The 22,842-nt window shown below is 35.8% G+C and carries 21 protein-coding genes and 2 tRNA genes; 14 read left to right on the top strand and 9 right to left on the bottom strand.

Annotated elements, in window-relative coordinates; all coding sequences use genetic code 11:
• Nucleotides 1-19: 19 nt before the first annotated feature.
• On the bottom strand, nucleotides 20-1,180 hold the full coding sequence (locus AC3RVF_RS11775; protein WP_489693439.1) for a DegT/DnrJ/EryC1/StrS family aminotransferase: 1,161 nt from the start codon (nucleotides 1,178-1,180) through the stop codon (nucleotides 20-22).
• Nucleotides 1,181-1,327: 147 nt separating this feature from the next.
• On the opposite strand from AC3RVF_RS11775, the gene AC3RVF_RS11780 reads away from it, so the two are divergent.
• The 4 genes from AC3RVF_RS11780 to AC3RVF_RS11795 all read left to right on the top strand — a co-directional run bounded on the left by AC3RVF_RS11780 (nucleotide 1,328) and on the right by AC3RVF_RS11795 (nucleotide 3,492).
• A complete protein-coding gene (locus AC3RVF_RS11780; RefSeq protein ID WP_489693506.1) occupies nucleotides 1,328-2,569 on the top strand; it encodes a 3-deoxy-D-manno-octulosonic acid transferase in 1,242 nt (413 codons plus the stop codon).
• A gap of 142 nt (nucleotides 2,570-2,711) precedes the next feature.
• On the top strand, nucleotides 2,712-2,936 hold the full coding sequence (locus AC3RVF_RS11785; protein ID WP_489692197.1) for a hypothetical protein: 225 nt from the start codon (nucleotides 2,712-2,714) through the stop codon (nucleotides 2,934-2,936).
• Between the two features lie 23 nt (nucleotides 2,937-2,959).
• Nucleotides 2,960-3,199: a hypothetical protein gene (locus AC3RVF_RS11790; RefSeq protein WP_489692198.1), complete on the top strand. Its 240-nt coding sequence runs from the start codon at nucleotides 2,960-2,962 to the stop codon at nucleotides 3,197-3,199.
• A gap of 41 nt (nucleotides 3,200-3,240) precedes the next feature.
• A complete protein-coding gene (locus AC3RVF_RS11795; RefSeq protein ID WP_489692199.1) occupies nucleotides 3,241-3,492 on the top strand; it encodes a hypothetical protein in 252 nt (83 codons plus the stop codon).
• A 35-nt stretch (nucleotides 3,493-3,527) separates the two neighbouring features.
• On the opposite strand, the gene AC3RVF_RS11800 is transcribed toward AC3RVF_RS11795, so the two are convergent.
• Nucleotides 3,528-4,310: a LexA family transcriptional regulator gene (locus tag AC3RVF_RS11800; protein ID WP_489692200.1), complete on the bottom strand. Its 783-nt coding sequence runs from the start codon at nucleotides 4,308-4,310 to the stop codon at nucleotides 3,528-3,530.
• A gap of 103 nt (nucleotides 4,311-4,413) precedes the next feature.
• On the opposite strand from AC3RVF_RS11800, the gene AC3RVF_RS11805 reads away from it, so the two are divergent.
• From AC3RVF_RS11805 to AC3RVF_RS11815, 3 genes are read left to right on the top strand one after another with little or no spacing between them, the layout of a single operon-like run.
• Entirely contained in the window at nucleotides 4,414-5,697 is a 1,284-nt protein-coding gene (locus tag AC3RVF_RS11805; protein ID WP_489692201.1) for a putative DNA modification/repair radical SAM protein, read from the top strand.
• The gene (locus tag AC3RVF_RS11810; protein ID WP_489692202.1) at nucleotides 5,694-6,461 is read left to right on the top strand and encodes a TIGR03915 family putative DNA repair protein; all 768 of its coding nucleotides are present in this window, start codon (nucleotides 5,694-5,696) and stop codon (nucleotides 6,459-6,461) included. The genes AC3RVF_RS11805 and AC3RVF_RS11810 overlap by 4 nt, the downstream gene beginning before the upstream one ends.
• 52 nt (nucleotides 6,462-6,513) lie before the next feature.
• Nucleotides 6,514-6,774, top strand: coding sequence for a hypothetical protein (locus AC3RVF_RS11815; RefSeq protein ID WP_489692203.1), 261 nt, complete (start codon nucleotides 6,514-6,516; stop codon nucleotides 6,772-6,774).
• 269 nt (nucleotides 6,775-7,043) lie between these two features.
• Here AC3RVF_RS11815 and AC3RVF_RS11820 read toward each other — a convergent pair whose 3' ends face one another.
• Nucleotides 7,044-7,760, bottom strand: coding sequence for a sulfite exporter TauE/SafE family protein (locus tag AC3RVF_RS11820; RefSeq protein ID WP_489692204.1), 717 nt, complete (start codon nucleotides 7,758-7,760; stop codon nucleotides 7,044-7,046).
• A 124-nt stretch (nucleotides 7,761-7,884) separates the two neighbouring features.
• Between AC3RVF_RS11820 and AC3RVF_RS11825 the strand changes: the two genes are divergently transcribed.
• Nucleotides 7,885-8,304, top strand: coding sequence for an Lrp/AsnC family transcriptional regulator (locus AC3RVF_RS11825; protein WP_489692247.1), 420 nt, complete (start codon nucleotides 7,885-7,887; stop codon nucleotides 8,302-8,304).
• Between the two features lie 132 nt (nucleotides 8,305-8,436).
• Here AC3RVF_RS11825 and AC3RVF_RS11830 read toward each other — a convergent pair.
• From AC3RVF_RS11830 to mutS, 3 genes are all read right to left on the bottom strand, one after another.
• Nucleotides 8,437-8,520: transfer RNA gene (locus AC3RVF_RS11830), tRNA-Leu, on the bottom strand.
• A gap of 66 nt (nucleotides 8,521-8,586) precedes the next feature.
• Nucleotides 8,587-8,659: transfer RNA gene (locus AC3RVF_RS11835), tRNA-Gly, on the bottom strand.
• Nucleotides 8,660-8,829: 170 nt separating this feature from the next.
• A complete protein-coding gene (gene mutS / locus AC3RVF_RS11840; protein WP_489692248.1) occupies nucleotides 8,830-11,421 on the bottom strand; it encodes a DNA mismatch repair protein MutS in 2,592 nt (863 codons plus the stop codon).
• 167 nt (nucleotides 11,422-11,588) lie between these two features.
• Here mutS and AC3RVF_RS11845 point away from each other — a divergent pair, with 167 nt between their 5' ends.
• On the top strand, nucleotides 11,589-12,122 hold the full coding sequence (locus tag AC3RVF_RS11845) for a TrmH family RNA methyltransferase (RefSeq protein WP_489692205.1): 534 nt from the start codon (nucleotides 11,589-11,591) through the stop codon (nucleotides 12,120-12,122).
• Nucleotides 12,123-12,144: 22 nt separating this feature from the next.
• Here the strand turns inward: AC3RVF_RS11845 and AC3RVF_RS11850 are convergent, their stop codons facing one another.
• Both AC3RVF_RS11850 and AC3RVF_RS11855 read right to left on the bottom strand, forming a co-directional pair.
• Nucleotides 12,145-13,056 carry a geranylgeranylglycerol-phosphate geranylgeranyltransferase gene (locus AC3RVF_RS11850; protein ID WP_489692206.1) on the bottom strand — a complete coding sequence of 304 codons (912 nt, stop codon included), beginning with the start codon at nucleotides 13,054-13,056 and terminating at the stop codon, nucleotides 12,145-12,147.
• Between the two features lie 50 nt (nucleotides 13,057-13,106).
• Nucleotides 13,107-14,045 (bottom strand): mevalonate kinase family protein, encoded by a 939-nt coding sequence (locus AC3RVF_RS11855; protein WP_489692207.1) that lies wholly within the window; start codon nucleotides 14,043-14,045, stop codon nucleotides 13,107-13,109.
• A gap of 210 nt (nucleotides 14,046-14,255) precedes the next feature.
• Between AC3RVF_RS11855 and AC3RVF_RS11860 the strand changes: the two genes are divergently transcribed.
• Entirely contained in the window at nucleotides 14,256-17,504 is a 3,249-nt protein-coding gene (locus AC3RVF_RS11860) for a CHAT domain-containing protein (protein ID WP_489693440.1), read from the top strand.
• On the opposite strand, the gene AC3RVF_RS11865 is transcribed toward AC3RVF_RS11860, so the two are convergent.
• The gene (locus AC3RVF_RS11865; RefSeq protein ID WP_489693441.1) at nucleotides 17,501-18,583 is read right to left on the bottom strand and encodes a diphosphomevalonate decarboxylase; all 1,083 of its coding nucleotides are present in this window, start codon (nucleotides 18,581-18,583) and stop codon (nucleotides 17,501-17,503) included. The genes AC3RVF_RS11860 and AC3RVF_RS11865 overlap by 4 nt on opposite strands.
• A gap of 100 nt (nucleotides 18,584-18,683) precedes the next feature.
• On the opposite strand from AC3RVF_RS11865, the gene AC3RVF_RS11870 reads away from it, so the two are divergent.
• The 4 genes from AC3RVF_RS11870 to AC3RVF_RS11885 all read left to right on the top strand — a co-directional run bounded on the left by AC3RVF_RS11870 (nucleotide 18,684) and on the right by AC3RVF_RS11885 (nucleotide 22,820).
• Entirely contained in the window at nucleotides 18,684-20,570 is a 1,887-nt protein-coding gene (locus AC3RVF_RS11870) for a T9SS type A sorting domain-containing protein (RefSeq protein ID WP_489693442.1), read from the top strand.
• A gap of 148 nt (nucleotides 20,571-20,718) precedes the next feature.
• Nucleotides 20,719-21,111: a hypothetical protein gene (locus AC3RVF_RS11875; protein ID WP_489693443.1), complete on the top strand. Its 393-nt coding sequence runs from the start codon at nucleotides 20,719-20,721 to the stop codon at nucleotides 21,109-21,111.
• Between the two features lie 35 nt (nucleotides 21,112-21,146).
• On the top strand, nucleotides 21,147-21,632 hold the full coding sequence (locus tag AC3RVF_RS11880) for a MepB family protein (protein ID WP_489693444.1): 486 nt from the start codon (nucleotides 21,147-21,149) through the stop codon (nucleotides 21,630-21,632).
• 177 nt (nucleotides 21,633-21,809) lie between these two features.
• Nucleotides 21,810-22,820: a TIR domain-containing protein gene (locus tag AC3RVF_RS11885; RefSeq protein ID WP_489693445.1), complete on the top strand. Its 1,011-nt coding sequence runs from the start codon at nucleotides 21,810-21,812 to the stop codon at nucleotides 22,818-22,820.
• Nucleotides 22,821-22,842: the final 22 nt, after the last annotated feature.

Consider the following 22,842-nt stretch of genomic DNA (forward strand, 5'->3'; position numbering starts at 1 on the left):
GAAGGCGGGTATCTCTTAATTATTTTTTCGAAATAAAATCAATCACAGTTTTTGTAATATAATCAATCTGCTCATCATCTAATTCGGTGTGCATGGGCAGGGAAATAACTTCTTTTATCAATTGATTTGTTACAGGAAAATCTTCCTCTTTGTAACGCTCATCTCTGTAAGCCTTTTGAAGATGCAGCGGAATTGGGTAATAAACACCGCATGGAATTCCCTTTTCATTTAAGTGATTCACCAACGCATCGCGATCTGCATTTACGATTTTTAAAGTGTACTGATGAAAAACGTGGCAATTGCAATCGGCAAAATTGGTTTCTGAGCATTTGCCACAACCCGTTGGGGTAATAATATTTTTATGGTCTTTAAATGCTTCGGAATATTTTTGCGCGGCTTTTTTACGTGCTATATTATACGCATCCAAATGTGGCAACTTGGCTCTTAAAACTGCTGCTTGAATAGAATCCAATCTACTATTTACGCCCACCACATCGTGATGATAGCGCTCGTACATACCGTGATTTACAATGCCGCGAATAATGTGCGCCAAATCGTCGTCATTTGTAAAAATAGCACCGCCATCACCGTAACATCCTAAATTTTTAGAAGGAAAAAATGACGTTGAAGCAACGTGGCCAATAGTACCAGTCTTCTTTTTTAAACCGTCTTTTGATGTATAATCAGCGCCAATTCCTTGGGCGTTGTCTTCAATTACATAGAGATTATGTTCTTTAGCAATGGCCATAATTTCGTCCATATTTGCCGCAAGGCCAAAAAGATGCACAGGAACGATAGCCTTTGTCTTTGGCGTGATAGCTCTTTTAATTGCTTCCACATCTATATTGAAATTGATTGGATCAACATCAACTAAAACTGGAGTGAGTTGTAAAAGTGCGATAACCTCCACTGTTGCAGCAAAGGTAAAGTCGGCCGTAATTACTTCATCGCCTGGTTTTAGACCGAGCCCCATCATAGCAATCTGCAGTGCATCTGTTCCATTAGCGCAGGGAATTACGTGTTTTACGTCTAGATATTCTTCAAGCTCCTTTTGAAATTCGTGAACTTCGGGACCGTTAACAAAAGTGGTAGTTTCAATTACGTTCATTATAGAACTGTCCACGCGTTCCTTTATATTTTGATACTGACCTTTAAGGTCAACCATTTGAATTTTCTTCATTTTGTTGAAATAATTTTGAATTCGGTAAAATTACGAAAATGATATTTGATTCGTCGGAATTAGAGATTGGTTAATTAGGTATTCGAAAGATAACACGTTTCAAAATAACTAAATTACTGAACATTGAATTTAGTATTTTTACAGCATATGCACCAACTCTACAATTTATTAATTTATGTAGCCTCCTTCGGTTTAAGGATTGTGGCTCTATTTAGTAGTAAAATGAAGCTTTTCGTCAACGGCAGAAAAGATGTGTTTGAAATACTTCAACAAAAAATTTCTCCTTCAGATAAAACCATTTGGTTTCACTGTGCTTCATTAGGAGAGTTTGAGCAGGGCGTACCAATTATAGAGGCGATGAAAAAACTAAAACCCAACCATAAAATAGTGGTGAGTTTCTTTTCGCCTTCGGGGTTTGAAAATAAAAAGAATACACCACTGGCAGATGCTGTGATTTATTTGCCAATGGACAAAGAAACTAATGCGAAAAGATTTATTGCTGCAGTTAACCCTTCGCTCGCCATTTTTGTGAAATATGAATTTTGGCCCAATTATCTTTTCGAACTTCAGAAAAAAAATACACCAACACTTTTGGTTTCGGGTGTTTTTCGCGCAGACCAAATATTTTTTAAGAGTTATGGCGGCTTTATGATTAAAGCGCTTGGAAGCTTTAATCACTTCTTTTTGCAGGATGAAAATTCAGAAATACTTTTGAAAAGCATCGGTTTTACCAACACAACTGTTAGTGGCGACACGCGTTTTGATAGGGTTTCGCATCAAATTGAAATTGACAATACTTTAAAATTTGCTGAAGAATTTAAAGGTAATTCACTCTGTATTGTCTGCGGAAGCACTTGGCCAGAAGATGAAGCCGTACTTTTAGATTATATAAATAGCGCCCCAGAAAATGTAAAATTCATTATTGCTCCACATAAAATAGAAGCCGATAAAATAGCAGCTTTCACTGAAAATATTGTAAAGAAAACCGTGCTTCATTCTAATAAAGATGAAGTAAATATTGCTGCATATTCTGTCTTAATAATAGATTGCATCGGCTTATTAACCAAACTGTATAATTATGCAGATATCGCTTATGTGGGTGGCGCGATGGGAAAAACTGGGCTTCATAATATTTTAGAGCCAGCCACTTTTGGAGTACCTATTATAATAGGAAACAATTACGAACAGTTCCCCGAGGCCATTCGCTTGCGCGAGTTGGCAGGTTTATTCTCTATTAAAAATGTTACGGAAAGTAAAGAAATCTTTGAGAAACTAGTTGCGAATGAAGGCTTTCGGAGCCAAACTGGAATGATTGCAGGCCACTTTGTGAATAAAAATACTGGCGCTACAAAAAAAATAATGGAATGGATTAATAGTAATTATAAATAGCCTTTATTTTCCTTAATATATTATGCTAAAAACTACAAATTAGAAAAGCATTAATAAAATCTTCACACTTTTTAGTATATAATTATACATTTCATAATTTTAAAAAGGTAGCTTTGTTCCAACAAATAAAAACAATCTAATTATGAAAAAACTAATTCTAACACTTGCAATCGTTGCCGCAGCCTTTGGTTCGTGCCGCGAGAAGACAACTGAAACTAAAGAAGTAATTCGCGAAGTTAAGGTTGAAACCAATACTTCTAATGACAGAGAGGGTATCTTAGAAAGAACCGCTAAAGAAGTGGATAAGGAAGTAAATCAAGAAATTGATAAGAAAATTGACGACATCGGTAACGATGACAAAAAATAAATTAACTTAAATTCAATATAGTTATGAAAAAACTAATTTTAAGTCTGGCTTTAGTTCTTGCATTTAGCACAGCTTTCGTTTCTTGCCGTGATAATAAAAAGACTGACGATGTACAAGATGTTGCTGACGACATGAATGACGCGGCAGACGATGTAAAAGACATGACAGACGATGACGCCACAGATCCTATTGAAAACACCATTCAAGAAGGTGTAAATGAAATTCAGGAAAACACAGGAACTGGCGGCACAGACGATATCTAGAATACTATTTTAATATCACATTTAACCTTAAAAAACCAATTATGAAAAAAGTAGCATTAATAATCTTATCGGCAGTATTTATATCTGCTGGTTTTACTTCTTGTCGTGACCAAAAAGAGAAAATGACTGAAGAAGAATCACTTATTCAAGAAATGAAGAATGATGGCGCCGACGTAAAAGTTAAAACTGACAACGGTGATACCAAAATAAAAATGGAAACCGACGAAAAGTCTGTGAAAATAAAAACAGATGAAGACGGAGATTCTAAAATAAAAGTTGACGTTAACAACTAAGTTCGCAATTTCAACAATTCAAAAACCGACTACTTTTAGTCGGTTTTTTTTTGGCTTATTCCTGTCATTTGCGCTTTCAATTCGTCCATGGAATGTTGTAATTGTCGCAACAAATTACTTTCTGAAGGTTCGTCAATTCCAAAAGTAAGTTTGCTATTTACCATCCAAAGTTCTTGTATGTCTTTCACTTTTACATCTATTGGCAAATACTCTTCATTTAATGAAATAAGCCTAATGCCCTGTGGATTATTTGGGATTTTCTGAAGTTTTTTAACCAGAACAGAATCCCTCAAAACCACGATATATATTTTACTATCCGTAGCTTCAGTAATGCTTGGTACTGCTCGTCCCAATACCCATTCGTTGGGACGAATATTTGGTAACATACTATCGCCTTCTACTTGAAAGCCACGATATGAAGCGTTTCTGTATTCTGGCAATGGTATATTGAAAGCAGGAAGTGTTTGATACCAACCTACATCGTGAATATTATTAGGATAACCAGCCGCAGCTTTTTGATTAACCAACAAAATACTGTCGTTGCCCGTAGTATCTACAGTTAAAACTTTCGGACTTACGTCGCCACGCGTCGTATCTATATATTTTTCAAAACTCTTACCATAAACCCACAACGGATTTATATTAAACTGAGCCATGAGTTCCATAATAATTTTACCGGTAATTTTGGTTTTCCCCCTTTCAATATCGGCGGTAGTTGCACCAATATCGAGCAATTCCGCAAACGACTGCTGCGTATGCCTTTGTTCTTCACGAATCTTTTTAAATCGTTGGGCTTCAATAGTTAGTTGTGATTCCATACACAAATATATAATAATTTGGAACATATCCTAAATTTAAATTGGATTATATCCAATCAACTAGGAATATTTCCGTAATTTTGGCCATACTCCAAAGTGTACTATGAATTTTGAAAGAATTAATGAAAAACTCAGCATTTTAGCCGATGCTGCAAAGTATGATGTGTCCTGTTCTTCCAGCGGAAGCAAAAGGCAAAACCAAAATAAAGGCTTAGGAAATAGCAGCGGTATGGGCATTTGCCATAGCTATACCGAAGACGGAAGATGTGTTTCCCTTTTAAAAATTCTGCTAACTAATCACTGTATTTTTGATTGTGCCTATTGTGTTACTCGCAAAAGCAACGATATAAAACGCGCAGCATTTAAAGTTCAGGAAGTAGTTGACCTCACTATAAATTTTTATCGAAGAAACTACATTGAAGGCCTCTTTTTAAGCAGTGGAATTTTCAAAAACGCAGATTATACTATGGAACGCCTTATTTCCGTGGCGAAAAAACTTAGAGAAGAAGAAAATTTTAACGGCTATATTCACCTAAAATCAATTCCGGGAGCTAGCGACGAACTTATGCGCGAAGCTGGTCTCTACGCCGATCGACTTTCTGTAAATATTGAAATTCCCACAGAGAAAGGTTTAAAACTTCTGGCTCCCGAAAAGGATAGAAAAGATTTCATTAAACCTATGCAAAAGGTAAAAGATGAAATCATTCAATATAAAAACGAAAAGAAACTTCTTAAGAAAGTACCTATTTATGCTCCCGCTGGACAAAGCACGCAAATGATTGTGGGTGCCAGTGGTGAAAGCGATGCGGAAATTATGTACACTTCGGCCTATTTTTATAAATCGTTTAATTTAAAAAGAGTTTATTATTCCGGTTATGTGCCTATTAGCCATGATACCCGATTGCCATCTATTGGTTCCGCAGTTCCTATTTTACGTGAAAATAGATTGTACCAAACAGATTGGCTACTTCGGTTTTACGGCTTTGATGTTCGTGAATTATTAAACAAAGATTTTCCAAATTTAGAATCCGATATAGACCCAAAATTAAGTTGGGCACTTCGAAATTTAGATCAATTTCCTATCGATATAAATAAAGCAGATATGCGCATGTTGTTACGAGTACCCGGTTTGGGACTAAAATCTGTTCATAAAATAATACACGCACGTAAGTATCGAAAATTAAATTGGGAAAATCTAAAGTCAATTGGTGGTTCGCTCAACCGGGCAAAATACTTTATTACCTGCGATTCAAGAATTTTTGAAAGTAAGGATCGGACGGCTGCCCAAGTAAAAGGTTTAATTTTAAGCGAATCAAGCAGCAAATTTAGAAAAGATCTCAGCACTCAATTAAATTTATTCGACATTCCAAATATTCATTCTGCATGAAAAATATATTGATTTATGACGGAAGTTTTGATGGCATGCTTTCTGCTATTTTCTACGTTTATGAATATAAGTTGAAGGTTGTTTCAATCGTTAAAAAGGAGCATTCCGTTAAAAGTTTTTTCGATACTGAAGAAGAAATAATTACTGATTCTCAAAAAGCGCAACGCGTTTGGAATGGACTTTCGAATAAAATAAGCGCCGAAGCTAAAAGGAAATTATACAAAGCATACCTAAGCGAGATCATTTCCATTGAAGATACCATCTTACATTATATTCGTCGGGCACTTTCTTCAGAAATTAATATTGAAAAAGATTTTTCGGATCCGTTTATTTTAGAAATTGAACAAGTTGTAAAAAAAGTAAATCGCGAAAAACACAGAATGGATGCTTTTGTACGTTTCCGATTAAGCAAAGATGGAATTTATTTTGCTACAGTAGAACCAGACTTTAATGTATTGCCCTTAATTGAAACTCATTTTAAAAGAAGATATGCCGATCAAAAATGGCTTATTTTCGACTTAAAACGAAATTATGGCATTTATTACAACCTTGAGAATGTAGAAACAGTTTTATTAGAGGTTTCGCCAACCATAAATAGTAAAATCGATGCGAAATCTTACTTTACATGTAAAGAAATGCAGTTTCAAAAATTGTGGGGCAATTACTTTAAAAACAGTAATATAGTCTCTCGAAAGAACATGGAATTACACATAAAACACATTCCAAAAAGGTATTGGAAATATTTACCTGAAAAAAACTTTTGAATTGAATTTTTAATTACTTTTGCGCACTATTAATCACTAATCTATTACTACAATGAAAAAATTATTTTTATCACTTGCCGCTCTTGCTTTGGTTGCTTCTGTTTACTCTTGCAGAGAAACTACTACTGAAAATGCTGAAGAAACTGCAGAAACTATGCAATCTGATGCTGAAAATGCACTTGACGAAGCTGGCGATGCTATAGACAACGCTGCTGATGCAACTGGAGAAGCTATGGATGATGCTGGTGAAGCTGTTGAAGAAGCTGCTGATGACACTAAAGAAGCTGTAAAAGACGCTACTGACGGTCAATAAGCATATTTTTTTGCTAAAAAATAGAAAGCCTTTTCAAATATGAAAGGGCTTTTTTTATGGCTATCACCCAAAATTACATGTTCAGGACTTTACTGAAGGTAACTCTTAGAATTATTCTAATAAAGAAATCAATTATATTTCTTGAACCACACGAATCATCTGATTAGTGAGCCCGAATTCCTTATCATACCAACCCATTACTTTTATCAAATCTCCATCAACAATCTGGTTATCTGCCTCATGGCTGATTGTTTTCACAAACTATCACTTTAAAATATTAGTATCAGGCCAGAAGCACATAAAAGGAACATTAAAGATCTTTTAAACAAGTTTTCTTCAATCTTCATAAAAGTTCGTTTTCCTAAGAATTGAGCAAGAATAAAAACTGGAAATACTATCAACGTCATTTTCAAATGACTAAGATTTAATATTCCGCTCACAGCAAGTGCCGGAACCCTAGCTATAGTGACAACGCCCGAAATCCCAATCATTGTTGCTCTAAACGCTCTAACATTTTTAACTGTATTTTCAACACATATTACGTAAAGTGGGCCGCCAGTAGAGAATACTCCAGAAAAAAAACCTGCCAAAACACCCAGACTAATTACACTAGGCTTATTCAATTTTATCTTCTTTTTACCAAAAACAACATAAGCTACATAAAACAATATAAATAGTCCAAGCGCTCTTTTTAAAATTATCGGTTTTGTGAAAGCGAGTACTACAATCCCTAAAATAACGCCTATTACAGATGCTATTGCAAGCTGAAGTATAATTTTTCTGTCAATATTTTTCCATTCCTTAGCTATTAGAAAAATACTCGAAAACAGATAAAATATAGAAATATACGCTACGGCATCTGGTAGTTGCATTTTAAAAAGCAAAATAGGGAGCGCCATTAAAGCCCCTGCAAAACCAATTACAGTTTGCACATAAAACCCAACAAATATTCCTACTGAGAGAACTAAAAACATTTCTAAATCCATATAAAAAAACTATTTATTTACATTAAAATTAAGGGAGATAACTCACCTCGCAAAATGGCTTTAATGGCAAAAAGCAGATAATTATTAATTTAAAATGTATTTTTAAACAAATATGAACGAATCAATGGTAAGCGATATAGATACTCAAATAATCAATTTATTAAAAGAAAATTCTAGACTTTCATTTGCGGAAATTGGAAGAAAAATAGCTCTTTCACCGTCTTCTGTACGGGAAAGAGTTCAAAAACTAGAAGATATGGGAGTGATATTGTCCTATAACGTTCAATTAAATGAAGCCTTATTGGGTAATGGATTAGAGGTATTCGTTTTATTAAAAATCTTTGATGGAAAACTGAATTATATATTAACAGAAATTAAAACATTCCCAGAAGTACAAAAGGCATATAGAATAACCGGTCCTTATAATATACTTATGGTAGTAGTATTACGTGACCAATTACACCTTCAACAATTTATAGATAAGCTAATTAAATATGGTAATCCAACTACACACCTCATTCTTTCGGAACTGAAAAAGGATTAACTACCTACTTAATTAAATTTTTTATTTCTCTAGCTATCTCTGTCTAAGTCCTTTACCAGCTAGTCTAATAAAAAATGTAGTGACAAAAAAAAGCGCAACCATTGATAATCAATGAATTGCGCTTTTTAAAAGTACTCGAGGCGGGACTTGAACCCGCACGACCTAATGGTCACAGGATTTTAAGTCCGGCGTGTCTACCAATTCCACCACTCGAGCTTAATTGGGTTGCCTATTGCAACCGGGACATAACAAAAAATGCCGAATTGCATCGGCATCTTGTTGAGCGAAAAACGGGATTCGAACCCGCGACCTCCACCTTGGCAAGGTGGCGCTCTACCAACTGAGCTATTTTCGCATTATTTCAATACTTACCCGCAAACCCAATCCGCCTTAAGCGGACGCGCTCCACAAACTGAGCAATTTTCGGGTAATTTTTAATGAACGTCGCTTGGTATTCAAAGCGGGAGCAAATTTAAAAATTTTACTTCAAAAGCAAAGTGTTTTTGAAGAAATTATTAATGAATTTTACTTTTTCATTTTAACCGTGGCATTACGTTGCAACATGCGGCGTATTTCATTTAGCTTCATTAAGGCCTCTACGGGCGTAAGTGTGTCAATATCAATGTCTAATATTTCTTCGCGCAGCTCTTCAAGCAGCGGATCGTCCAATTTAAAAAAGCTCAATTGCATTTCATCTTTGGAAACTGCCTTCATTTCTTCGGTCAATTCTTCCGAAGCATGACTTTTTTCGAGCCTTTTAAGTATTTTATTCGCTCTTAAAAGTACAGCTTGCGGCATTCCGGCCATTTTTGCAACGTGAATTCCGAAACTGTGGTGACTTCCGCCCGGAACCAATTTCCGAAGAAAAAGCACATTGTCTTTCAATTCCTTCACCGAAACATTATAATTTTTAATTCGTGCAAAAGTTTCGGTCATTTCATTTAACTCGTGATAATGCGTCGCAAAAAGTATTTTTCCACGCGACGGATGTTCGTGCAAATATTCACTAATAGCCCACGCAATCGAAATTCCATCATACGTACTGGTTCCACGACCTATTTCATCCAAAAGAATTAAACTCCGCTCCGATAGATTATTTAGAATACTCGCGGTTTCGTTCATTTCTACCATAAAAGTAGATTCGCCCATCGAAATATTATCGCTCGCACCTACTCTAGTGAAAATTTTGTCCACACAGCCCATACGCACTGCCTTAGCGGGAACAAAACTACCCATCTGCGCCAATAGCACAATCAACGCCGTTTGCCGAAGAATAGCCGATTTACCACTCATGTTTGGCCCAGTAATCATTATAATTTGCTGGTTATCGCGATCTAAAAAAACATCGTTCGCAATGTACGGTGAATCTGGCGGCAACTGCTTTTCAATTACTGGATGACGGCCATCTTTTATATCTAAATCATAAGTATCATCAAGCAACGGTCTGGTGTAATTTGCTTCTCTTGCTTGGGTAGCGAAGGAAGACAAACAATCCAACTGCGCAATTAAAGCCGCATTTTGCTGAACAGAATCAATATATTGAATCATCCATTCCACCAACTTTCCAAAAATCTCCTGCTCAAGAGCCAATATTTTCTCTTCGGCACCGAGGATTTTGGTTTCGTATTCTTTTAATTCCTCGGTAATATATCTTTCCGCGCTAACAAGCGTTTGCTTTCTAATCCATTCCTCAGGAACCTTATCTTTATGGGTATTTCGAACTTCAATATAATATCCAAAAACATTATTTGAAGCTATTTTTAATGAAGTAATACCCGTGCGTTTTGTTTCGCGCTGTAGCATTTCGTCCAGATATCCCTTGCCATTTGCTGAAATATTACGCAACTCATCCAGTGTTTCCGAAAAACCTTCGGCGACAGAATTTCCTTTTAAAATATTCACCGGAGCATCTTCAAAAAGTGTTTCCTTTATTTTATTCCGAAGCAATTCGCAGTCGTGCAATTGTTCGCCTATAATTTTTAAAGATTCATTTTTTGAATTTAAAGCCAATGCTTTTATAGGAACCACAGCCTCCAAAGAATTTTTAAGCTGAATAACTTCACGAGGATTCACTTTCGCGGTTGCTACTTTTGAAATGAGTCGTTCCAAATCGCCAATGCGTTTGGTGTATTGTTGCGTTTTTTCTAATACAGTATGATTGTCCAACAGAAAACTCACCACTTCATGACGACGATTTATCTTTTCGGCATTTTTAAGTGGAAGCGCCATCCAACGTTTCAAAAGCCTTCCGCCCATAGGCGAAATAGTTTTATCTATAACATCCAAAAGCGTAACCGCGTTTTGCTGATTAGAATGGTACAATTCTAAATTACGAATGGTAAAACGATCCATCCAAACGTACTCGTCTTCGGCAATTCGTGATAAGCGAGAAATATGCTGAAGCTTTGTGTGACGCGTTTCGCTTAAATAGTGAAGCGCAGCTCCGGCGGCAATAATGCCATCTTCCAAATAATCTACGCCAAACCCTTTTAAGTTTTTTACATCGAAATGTTTTGTAAGCGTTTCAAAGCAATAATCGGTTTGAAAAATCCAATCTTCTAAGTGGAAAACGTGAAAATTATTTCCGAAGGTTTCTGAAAAAAGCTTTCGTTTTTGTTTCGAAAAAAGCACTTCCGAAGGATTAAAATTCTGAAGTAGTTTATCAATATATTCCGCAGAACCTTCAGAAACCAAAAACTCACCCGTGGAAACATCTAAAAAAGAAACACCCAAGTTTTTTGAACCGAAGTGAACGGCAGCCAAAAAGTTGTTTGTTTTTGATTGTAAAATATCATCATTAAAAGCCACACCCGGCGTAATCAATTCGGTAACGCCACGTTTTACAATGGTTTTGGTCATTTTTGGATCTTCCAATTGGTCGCAAATTGCAACCCGACAACCAGCCATAACCAATTTAGGCAAATAGGTATTTAAGGAATGATGCGGAAAACCAGCCAGCTCCACATTCTCGCCGCCATTATTACGAGCGGTAAGTGTTATGTTCAAAATTCTTGCGGCTCGCACGGCATCTTCGCCAAAAGTCTCGTAGAAATCGCCCACGCGAAAAAGCAACAAAGCATCGGGATACTTGGCCTTAATCGTGTTGTATTGCTTCATCAACGGGGTTTCCTTTTTCAAAATTTTAAATTTATATTCCTATTAATTATTGAATGGATAAATGTAACGAAAATGCTTTTTTCTTTGAAATGAAGGGGTTGAGAATTATTGGCTTTTATCAACAATTGGCCTCAACTATAGCTGGCTAATAATTAACTTTGCCGCCTATGAAAAACCGCAAATTAAAAAATAGCGAACTAGACCGCATCAATCCTGAAGAATACAAAGCTTCGGAAAAGACGCCACTGATAATAATTCTTGATAACATCCGCAGTTTGAACAATATCGGCTCTGTTTTTAGAACGGCTGATGCGTTTTTGATTAAGAAAATATATCTCTGCGGCATTACTGCCCAACCACCTCATAAAGATATTCAAAAAACAGCTTTAGGCGCGACGGACAGCGTAGATTGGGAATATGCTGAAAACACCTTAGACGTAGTTGCAAAACTGCAAAGGGAAGGGGTTTTTGTGGCTTCCATTGAGCAAGCCGAACTTGCGGTTAATCTCAACGATTTTTCTGTTCAACCGGAATTAACTTATGCAGTAATTTTCGGAAATGAAGTAAAAGGTGTGCAGCAAAAAGTGGTTACTGAGAGCGATGCAGTGATCGAAATTCCACAGTTTGGCACCAAGCATTCGTTAAATATTTCAGTGAGTGTGGGGGTTGTGATTTGGGACTTATTTGTAAAACTGAAATAGTCAGTAAAAATAGCTTTTCAATTTAAAACAAGCGGTGAAGTATAATTTCTACGTGTATTAACACAATACTAAAAACACCTAGCACGATGGCAAACTTTAGAATATTGTGCAAAATAATATAATGTATTTTATTTTTTGAATACCACAAAACCCCAAGAAACACAGCTAGTCCGGCAATACTTGCGTAAAAATAATAATCCATATATCCTATTTCTACTTTAAATTTTGTGATTAGCAGAATTATAGGCACTAGCGTTAAAACACTTAAAAGTGTCAACACTCTTTTTGAGGCTTTTTCGCCATATACAACCGGAATTGTATTGTAGCCGTGCGTTAAATCGCCTTGAATGTTTTCGAGATCCTTTACCAATTCGCGCATAGAAATTAGCAAAAACAGGAAGGTAGCGTGCACAAAAATTATGATATCAAAATTACCATAATGCATAAAAATTGCAAAGAAAGGAATCACCGCAAGTATAGCGGCAGTAGCATTTCCTATAAAGGGATATTTTTTTAATTTATGCGAATAGAACCAGAGGAAAAAGATATAAATAGAGAAAAAAAGCACTGCTCTAAAAGATACATAACTCGCAAAAATGACCGACAAAAAATTGAGTACGAAATACGCAGAAAGCTTAGTATGCTGACTTACGAGCTTATCCAGCATTGTTTTGCGCGGACGGTTTATTAAATCTTTTTCGCTGTCGTAAAAACTGTTTATAATGTACCCTCCAGCAATTGCAGACGAAGAAGCAAGAACAAGCATTAGCAAACTAACATCAAACAAAACCTGTCGCACCGGCAAATCTGGCGCTAAAATGTAAATACTGGTAAGGTATTGTGCAATTACAATTATTAAAATATTGTAGCCGCGAACCACAGAAAACAAGCTGAAAAACTTTAGCAGGAAGTGTTTTTGTTTTCGGGTTAACATAGCTTATAAAGTTGAAGAAATCTGAAGAAATATTTCAGATAAATGTATTGCTAGAAACTATAAACCACTTCCAGATTATAATCTTTTAAGGCTTTGCGCGCTTTATCAATATCTTCTGTAAAGCCGAGCATATAGCCACCGCCGCCAGATCCGCAAAGTTTTAGATAGTAGGCGTTGCTGTCAATTCCTTTCTTCCAAAGTTTGTGGAATTGTGCAGGAATCATAGGTTTAAAATTGTCGAGTACTACTTTTGAAAGTTGCTTAATATTCCCGAAGAGAGATTTTACGTCGCCTTGCAGAAAATCATCAACACAGGCATCGGTATGTTTTACAAATTGGTCTTTCAGCATATTTCTGAAACCTTCCTGCTTCATATTTTCCATAAAAATCTGAACCATTGGCGCAGTTTCTCCTGTGCTTCCGCTGTCTAATAAAAACACAGCACCTTTACCGTTTTCCGTTTGTGAAGGAATACCGGCAGGTTCAATATTATCTTTAGAATTGATTAAAATTGGGAGACTCAAATAACTATTTAAAGGGTCTAATCCTGAAGATTTACCGTGGAAAAAAGATTCCATTTCAGCAAAAATAGTTTTTAAAGACAACAATTTTTCGCGCGTAAGATTTTCAAGAACCGTAATTTTATTGTTGGCATATTTATCATAAATAGCAGCCACCAAAGCACCGCTACTGCCTACTCCATACCCTTGTGGAATGCTACTATCAAAATACAATCCGTTTTCTACATCATTTTTCAAAGCCTCCATGTCGAAAGTAACAAGTTTTGGATTTTCACCTTGAATCGTTTCCAAATAAGCTGCAAATCTTTTAAGACTAGCATTGGATTTATGAGTAGAAACGGTGTGATGGGTATCAATTTTCAGTGCGCCATTATAAAAATTATAAGGAATGGAAAGTCCTTTAGAATCTTTAATAATACCATATTCACCGAAAAGTAAAATTTTTGAGTAAAAAAGCGGGCCGCGCATAAGCTGTGTTGTTGTAACTATAAAAATACAGGTTTTATTCCTAAAACTGAAATATGTTACAAAGATAACATTTTTAAGAAGTTTATTTTCAGAAAGCTGTGTGAATTAATTTACTGGTTTTAAGCGGCCAACTAGATCAATAAAAAATAAGTTGTATCTTTCTGTACACTATCCCCGGTTGCGTTTTATCTTTTAAAACATTTCTAAATTATGGTGTCTAAAAACTGGAGATTCCTTTTTGTTTTTTACTTACTATTTCTGCTCACCATTTTCGATGGATATGCGCAAGAAAAGATTTTCACAGTAAAAGAAATTCAAACCCTCGTTGAGCAAGATTCTTTAGTAAAAGCGCGCGCAATAGTTGCGAAAAATATTGCTTTTTACAGGGCTGAAAAAAACTACGACAGCCTTTCCAACTATATTCAATTAGAAGGAAGTTTTAAACTAAATAACAGAGATAAAAAATTGGCCGTTAAAAAAGCTGAAGCACTTACTGCCGAGATTAAAAAAACCAATAATCCACATTTTATAAAAAAGGCTTTTACTGAAATGGGCTGGGTTTACGACGATGCCGGTCAACTTCAAAAAGCGTACGAATTGTTACTCACCGCAGTCCCAATTGTCGCTACAATCAAAGATCCTAAAAACACCGATGCAGCCGGAATTCAGTACAGTTTGGGTTACTATTCTACTAAATTGGGAAATTATCCGCTTTCAAAAAAACATTACATCCGTTCGTTATCACTATTGAAAAAAAGTGGAGATCCTGATTATGTTTTTTATCAGCAATTGTACAATTCATTGGGCGGGCTAATGTGGCAGGAAGCTAAGCTAGACAGTGCTAAATATTATTTTGAACAAGCTGTTTTAGTTCTTGAAAAAACCGATGATAAAGATATAATGAATAAATATTACCGACCTGCATTGGTTAAAATGAACCTTTCCATTTTGTGGAATGCCCTCGGTAAAAACAGGGAGGCCATTAAAATTTCTGACGAAGCTATAGCTGGATTTCAACAATTCATAGAAAAATCTACTGACGAAGGAAGAATTCATAAAGCAAAAGGAAATCAGCTAGTGGCAATAGATAACCTTGCTTCATACTACAATACTTTAGGTGAGTATTCGCGTTCCGAAGAACTTATGGAATATTCGTACGCTCAAAAAAAGAAGATTTTGGAAATGAATGATATCAGTATTATAATTTCATTAATAATACTTGCAGAGGCAAAAACTGCCAATCGTAATTTTGAAGAGGCCGCAAAAAATGCAGACGAAGCGCTCGAACTTTTAAAAACGAGTTCTGGCGCCGATTTATATTGGGATGCCGCGGCCATTGTTACCCGAGCCACTATTTATGAACTTACTGGCGATATAGAAAATGCGCAACGATTTTATGAAAAGGGAGAAGCAGTGTACCGAAAATCATTGAACGGCACCTATTCAAAAGATTTTCTTGATAATTTAATCGAGCTTTCTCTGTTTTACGCAAAAAATAAGCAACCAGAAAAAGCAATCGCAATTGCCGCAGAGACCTATAATTTTCTTCACGAAGGAAGTCTTAAAAATACGTTGCAGGAATTCTACCATACTATTAATATTGCTCAAGTTCACTATTTACTCAAAAATTATAACGAAGCAATAAAGTACAGCCACGAAGCTTTGAATTACAATATGGTGGGCGAGAAAAAGATGAATGCCTCAGACAGTATTTTGGGCCAATATCGTAAACCACAGGCATTACTTATTAACGCAGCGTCTAAATATTATATAACTGAAAACAAAAATCAAGCTCTCTTAAAAGTACTGCTATTGCAAATTGAACAAGGCATTGCAATTCTAGACCAACGTAAAAAAGTGGTAAATAATCACGAAGATATTACGCTACTTATGTCTGAAAATGAGGATCTTTTAAATTTTGCTGAAAAATTAAGGCTTGAACTTTTTCAACTTACAAAAGATGAAACCTACTTAGACAAACTAATTGCTCTTCACGAATCCAGCATTTACAATCGCATTCGATCGCGGTTAAATCTTCGCGAGAATGTAACGTTCAAACATATTCCTGATGAAGTGCAAACACGTGAAAATCTACTTAAAAACGAAATGGTTTCATCATTGAATGATTCTGAAAACAGTAGTATTTCCAACTTTTTTGAAGCATCAAAAAATTGGGAGGAATTTTTAGATTCATTAAAACAGAATTTCCCCAAATACTACAAAATGCGCTATGCAACTTTGGAAGAATCTATAAGCGATCTTCAACAGAAAATTCCGAAGAACACAACCGTGGTGCGTTATATTTTTATTGAAGATGAATTGTATGCCTATGTGGTTTCGCCTTCAATGAAAAAAATGATTCACTTAAATAATTACAAAGCCGAAAATGATATTTCAAATTTAAAGGATTATAGCTTTTCATTAGAAAAAATGCGGCCTGTGCTTTACGAACTTTATCAAATACTCTGGTTTCCAATTGAGGAATTTGTGCAAACCAAAAAAATAATAATCATTCCCGACCGAGAGCTTTTCAATCTTAGTTTTGAAATGCTCACGCCAAAACCTATCGAAAGTTTTCAAGAAATGGCTAACAATAGTTTGCTTGCCAAATATGAAATATCGTATAATTTCAGCCTTTTACTTTACAAAGACAAAAAGAAGGTGGTGGATTATACTTCAGATTTTGTTGCCTTTGCGCCTGGTTTCAACACTAAAATGAAGGAACAATATAAACTTGCTATTAAAGATTCAGTGAAATTAGATAAAACCTATCTCACGCTGCTTCCGCAACCTTTTAGTGAAGATTTGGTGAAGCAATACTCCAAAATTTTTAACGGCAATTATTTTCTGAATGAGAACGCGAGCAAAGATTTGTTTGTAACACAGGCCAACGAACATAAAATAATACACATTGGCACCCACGCAGAAAGCAATAATGTAAATCCAGAATTGAGCCGTTTAATTTTTGCAAAAAAGCTTGATGGCGAAGAAAATTATGACGAAAACTCTTTGTATTCCTATGAAATCTACAATATAGATTTATCATCAAACCTTGCTATTTTAACTGCTTGCGAAACAGGAAAACCCACCTTTCAGTCGGGTGAAGGAATGATTTCATTAGCCCACGCTTTTAATTACGCGGGTAGCGAAAGTATTTTGACCAGTCTTTGGGAAATTGACGAAGAATCTAGCGCTAAAATAGTGAAGTTTTTTTATGATAATTTATCGAAGGGAATGCCGAAGGATGAAGCTTTGCAAAAGGCAAAACTGAGTTATTTGGAAACCGCGGAAGGTCGAACTGCAGCTCCTCAATATTGGGCGGGACTCGTTCTTATTGGCGATACCGCGCCTATTTCTTTAAATACGGGTGTTGCTTGGTGGTGGTTTTTATTTGCGGGTATTGTTGCAGTTCTACTTCTTATTTTTATACTTCAATACAAAAAACGAACGACTTCTTAATTCTGAATTTTGGAAGCTCCAAAACCAACCTCATCTTCAATAAACTCACCGTTTTTACAGAATTTAGAAAGTTCATTTTTTATAAACTTCAAAACAGTTGCTTTTTCAGATTCGGGATAAAGAACGTGCACATTGGCGCCGGCATCTAGCGTAAAACATACATTGCTTTTGGTTTCTTCTCTAAACTTCCAAATACGGTTGATGATTTCTAAAGTGTTTGGTTTCATCAAGATGAAATACGGCATAGAAGTCATCATCATTGCATGAAGCGATAAAGCTTCACTTTCCACAATTTTCATAAATTCTGAAATATCGCCGTTTTTAAAAATAGGGATCAATTTTGAAAGATTGTCCTTTGCCTGTCTAAAGCGTTGCTCTGCAAAAGGATGGTCCAACATTAAATTATGACCAACCGTGCTGCTAACTTGCTTTTCACCTTTATCGACTAACAGAATAGTATCCTGATAATTTTCAAAATTTTGGTGAACTTCAAACGGATATGCTGTTCCATAGCAGTTATTACTACCTTGAATTTCTGGGTGTTCACCCCAAACAATTAATGGTCCTTCTAAACTTCGGCACGCACTACCCGAACCCAACCGAGCTAAAAAGGAGGCTTTTTCGAGTAAGTACTCTTCGGTGATTGCAGGCTGTAATTGTTTTTCCATTTCCATTAAACAAAGCGCCAATGCACTCATTCCGCTAGCGGAAGAGGCAATGCCGCTGCTATGCGGAAAACTGTTTGAAGTTTCAATTTTAAATTTGAAATCTTTCAGAAACGGCAAATACACTTCTACTCTTTCAAAAAATTTCTCAATTTTCGGCTCGAAGGATGTTTCTCTTTTCCCGTCAAGGTAAACTTCAAATTGAAATTCCTTCACAGAAGATTTTTCAAAAGACAACTTTGTTTTTGTGTGAGATTTACTCAAGGTAAAACTTACAGATGTATTCATCGGCATCTGTTCGCCATATTTTCCCCAATATTTAACGAGTGCAATATTGCTAGGAGATTGCCAAGAAACGGCTCCATCTGCTAAAAATTCGGTATAACTACTAACAATAAATCTGTGTTGCGGCATAAGGTTAGGGATAGACTACAAAAATAAACTTCTTTTTCATTTAAGCGATGACAATTGCAAAACGTTTCGATGTAAGGGTATAATCCTAAAACCAAATATTATGAAACGATTGTTATTATTTTCAGTATTGAGCCTTTTTTGCCTTACTATTTCGGCTCAGACCAAAACATGGATAGGCCCTTCGGGCGGCAGTTTTAATGTTGCGGCCAACTGGAACCCTGCGGGAGTTCCTGGATCACTTAATGATGTTATAATTCCAACAGGAAGCAATATGATTATAGATGGCGCCGACATTAAATCCATAGTTATTGAGGGCAATGCCGTTGTTTCTCTAACAAATACCATCACTTTTAGTGAGAATTCAACTGTAGCTAGCAACGCTACTGTAAACTGGACATTCGGATATCTTGAAGGAGGTACAATTACAAATAATGGAACATTTAATTTTAGTAATGTCAACAATAAGGGTATGAATGGAAATACTCACTTCATAAACAATGGAGACTTTAATATGAATTCTGATGAATTGCTTGTGCTGAACAATATAAATCACGGCTTTACTAATACTTCAACAGGTGTAATCAATTTAAATGCTGGCGGGCAAATAACGCACATGCTTGGTGGCGGAAGCGGATTGCTTTTAAATTCTGGTTTGATAAAAAAACAGCAAAGTAATGGAGGGTTTTTAATCTTGGCCGCATTTCAAAATGACAATGGAACCATAACAGTAGAAAATGGAACCCTAAATATAAATTCGGAAAATGGAGATGTACCTAATGCAATTCTTAGTGATGGAATTTACAACGTGAGCGGCGGACAGAAATTAATATGGAATAGTGGATTTGACCTTTCCGGAACCCTTACAGGGCAATTGGACGGCGCGCTAGAATGGAACGGAACTATAAATGTTGCTAGCGGTACAGAAGCAATTTTCGATTTTGACGGTCCAGGTCTAACGTGGACTAACGGTAGCCTTCTGGGAGATGGCACACTCATTAACAGGCGACTACTAAATTTGGGCGGTTCCGCAACTTGGAGCGTAAGCGGACAGTCAATTTTAAGGAATGAAGGAGTTATTGATTACAATATTGCTGGTTTTTTGATTTTAGAAGGAACCTCAACCCTTGATAACACAAGCTCGGGAATTATCAATTTAAATGCTGGAGGACAAATAACCTATAGTGCGGGAGTGGGAACCTTAGCAAATTCAGGACTGGTACGAAAACAAGGTAGTTCAGACACGTTTGTTATGTTTGCCACCATGAATAATTTAGCCTCTGGAACTTTTGAGAGCGAAACAGGATTATTGGAGTTTATGAATTATGCCGGCACCGGAACCCTTACAGGAAATGGCTCTGTGAAACTGCCAAGCGGAACTACCTTTGAAGGCACAATCTCTCCAGGTGGTTTTCCTGGAACTTTGACCAACGAAGGCAATTACACAGCTTCTGCAAACGCAATCTTGGCCACGGAAATATATGGACCAACCGCAGGAACTGAATATGACGTTTTTGATATTCAAGGCAACGCCATTATGGACGGAAACATACTATTGCACCTGAGGTATCCGGCAAGTTTAAATGATGAATTTATAATTGTTACAGCAAATTCAATTACCAGTTGCAATCTACCCAATACGGTCGTTGCTCATTATGGCGACCAAAACTATACTTTCGATGTTATCTGCAATCCAGACAATGTTACATTAAAGATTACCGACATTGTATTAGGCACTGAAGTAAATACGTTGAGTAATCTTTCAATGTATCCCAATCCGTCCAATGGTCATTTCACAATAGATCTCGGCAAGGAATATACTGATGTAACCCTACAGATATACAATATGCTCGGGCAACAAATTTCTTCGGAAAAATACCTTTCTGCAAAGGTTATCGAAAAGCAATTAAATGCTTCCGCAGGAACCTATTTCGTAAAAGTGAGTACTGCTAAAGAAGGATCAAAAACTTTAAGGATTATAAAACAATAGATTTTTCAATAGCTAGTAAGGTTGAACTCCAACCGGAATGCCCCTGAAATATGGGGCATTTTTTAATAAATTAAAATCATTATCTAAAAATTCCTATCTTCACAAAAGTTTAAAAACGCATTAAAACAATTCAATAAAAAATATAGCTATGAAAAATCTAATCGCACTTTTCGCCTTCGTACTTATTGCTGCCACGGCACAAAGTCAATCTTTAACACAACAAGATGTTACTGGCACTTGGCTTGTAGTAAATATTGAAAACAGTAACAGCAATCCAAAAATGGCTACGGCAATGACCAAAGCTGTAATTAATTTGTATGCCGATAATAGTTTTGAGGTAAAGGAAAAACAGGAAAATGGCACTGCTTATTCATATACCACTACTTCAAATAAAAATGCAACGTGGAGTTTCAACCAAAGCACCCAAACTATTTCTACTACGCGTACCAAAATGACGTTTAAAATTTCTCAAAGCGGCGATAAAGTGTTTTTTACCGACCAAGATAGCGGATTGAAATTTGAGGTTATGAAGCCAATTTAACAGTAAAAAGTAAAACTTCTACCTTAATTTTATTAATGAATACAGTCACAACAGAAGTTTATAATCATTGTGGTTTCCAGATTTCTGACCATAAAACTGAACCCGAAAGCAAAGAATACAACGCCTGTCAATTTCAAATTGACGGGTGTTTTGTTATATGCCGAACAGCGAAAATAACTCCTAAAAAAATAGGGCAGTTCGTTACTTTTTGGAACCGAAACACAAAAGGAATCACACAACCATTTTCTGTAAAGGACAACTTCCACTTTTACGTTATTAATGTAGAAAAGGACAACCGCGTGGGGCAATTTGTTTTTCCGAAATCAATTTTAATAGTTAAAGGAATTGTTTCCACCGAAAAGAAAGACGGCAAAAGAGGCTTTAGAGTTTACCCTATTTGGGATACGCCAATTAACAAACAAGCCCAAAAAACCCAACAATGGCAACTAGATTATTTTTTCGAATTACAGAAAACCGTAGCTATAGAAAGAATAAAAGAACTGTATAAGATAGACAGATGAAATTTGAAAAGATTAAAATCCAAAATACCCTTATCCTGAACAAACATTCCTCTTAGCAGATATGCTTTGGAAATAAATTGTTTGCTTTATATTTGAAATTAAACAGTATCAACATATAAGGGTAGATATATACAATGGTTGCATATATCTACATGTTAGCCACAGTTAGAAAAACCAATGGACGAGGAAGTATTCTTTGAAGATATTTTTAAATCTTTACTTCAAGAAAGTAAGGAATTTACAATTGAATATGACCACAAAATGTCATACTACAAGGATGAGTCATTTATAGATTATTCTGTTAGAGGTGTAAACGAAACTAAATCTAGTTGGCAATTCAAGGCTAAAATTAAAAAGCTTTGCAAAGAAGGTCTAGAAAAGCTTCAAGAAGTTTTAGAAGTTTCTTCAATTGAAGATAGATTAAATATACTTGAATATTTTGCAGAAGAATTTTCTAGTTTAAGGAATATCATAACAGAAAAGGAAGATGTCCACGAGGAAACGGAATGGGCACCAGCAGGAACATTCAAATTTAACGGTTTTGTAAATGTCAAATTCTCTGGCACAAAAGGAAATAACCCAAACCATCAAGATTCAATTGAACGCAAAGCTGAAAGCTATGCAAATGGGTGGTTAGAGATAATAAACGATTCTAAAGCAAAAATTGACTTTCTAGTTAATCAGATTGAATTACTACCTAAAGCAAAGAAAGTACTTAAAGATGCAGATACAATTCAAATATTCTACTCTTGGCAATCTGACAATGATGCTGAAAGAAAGTTAATTAGAAAAGGTTTAACAAACGCTGCTAAAACCTTGAAAAAAGCAGGAAAGACAGTAATTATTGATTCAGATATGAGAGGCGTTCCTGGAAGTCAGGATATCCCAAATACTCTTTTTAACAAGATTGAGAAATCTGACATTTTCATTGCAGACGTTAACCTAGTTTTTTCAAGTCTACATAGAGAAAATGTTTTAAGCCCAAACCCAAATGTTTTAATTGAACTAGGGTTTGCCGCTGCTAAATTAGGATGGGAAAGAGTGATAATGATTTTAGATACGGAAACACAAAGAATTGAAGATTTACCTTTCGATATTAGACAACGTTCAATATTATGGCATAGTACTCAATCGATAGAAGAAATAACGGAAAAGTTAACTTTTGCGATTAAACAAATTACAAAATAACTGTGGCTAACAAAGAACTGAC

It is taken from the genome of Aequorivita sp. IT1183 (assembly GCF_058068265.1).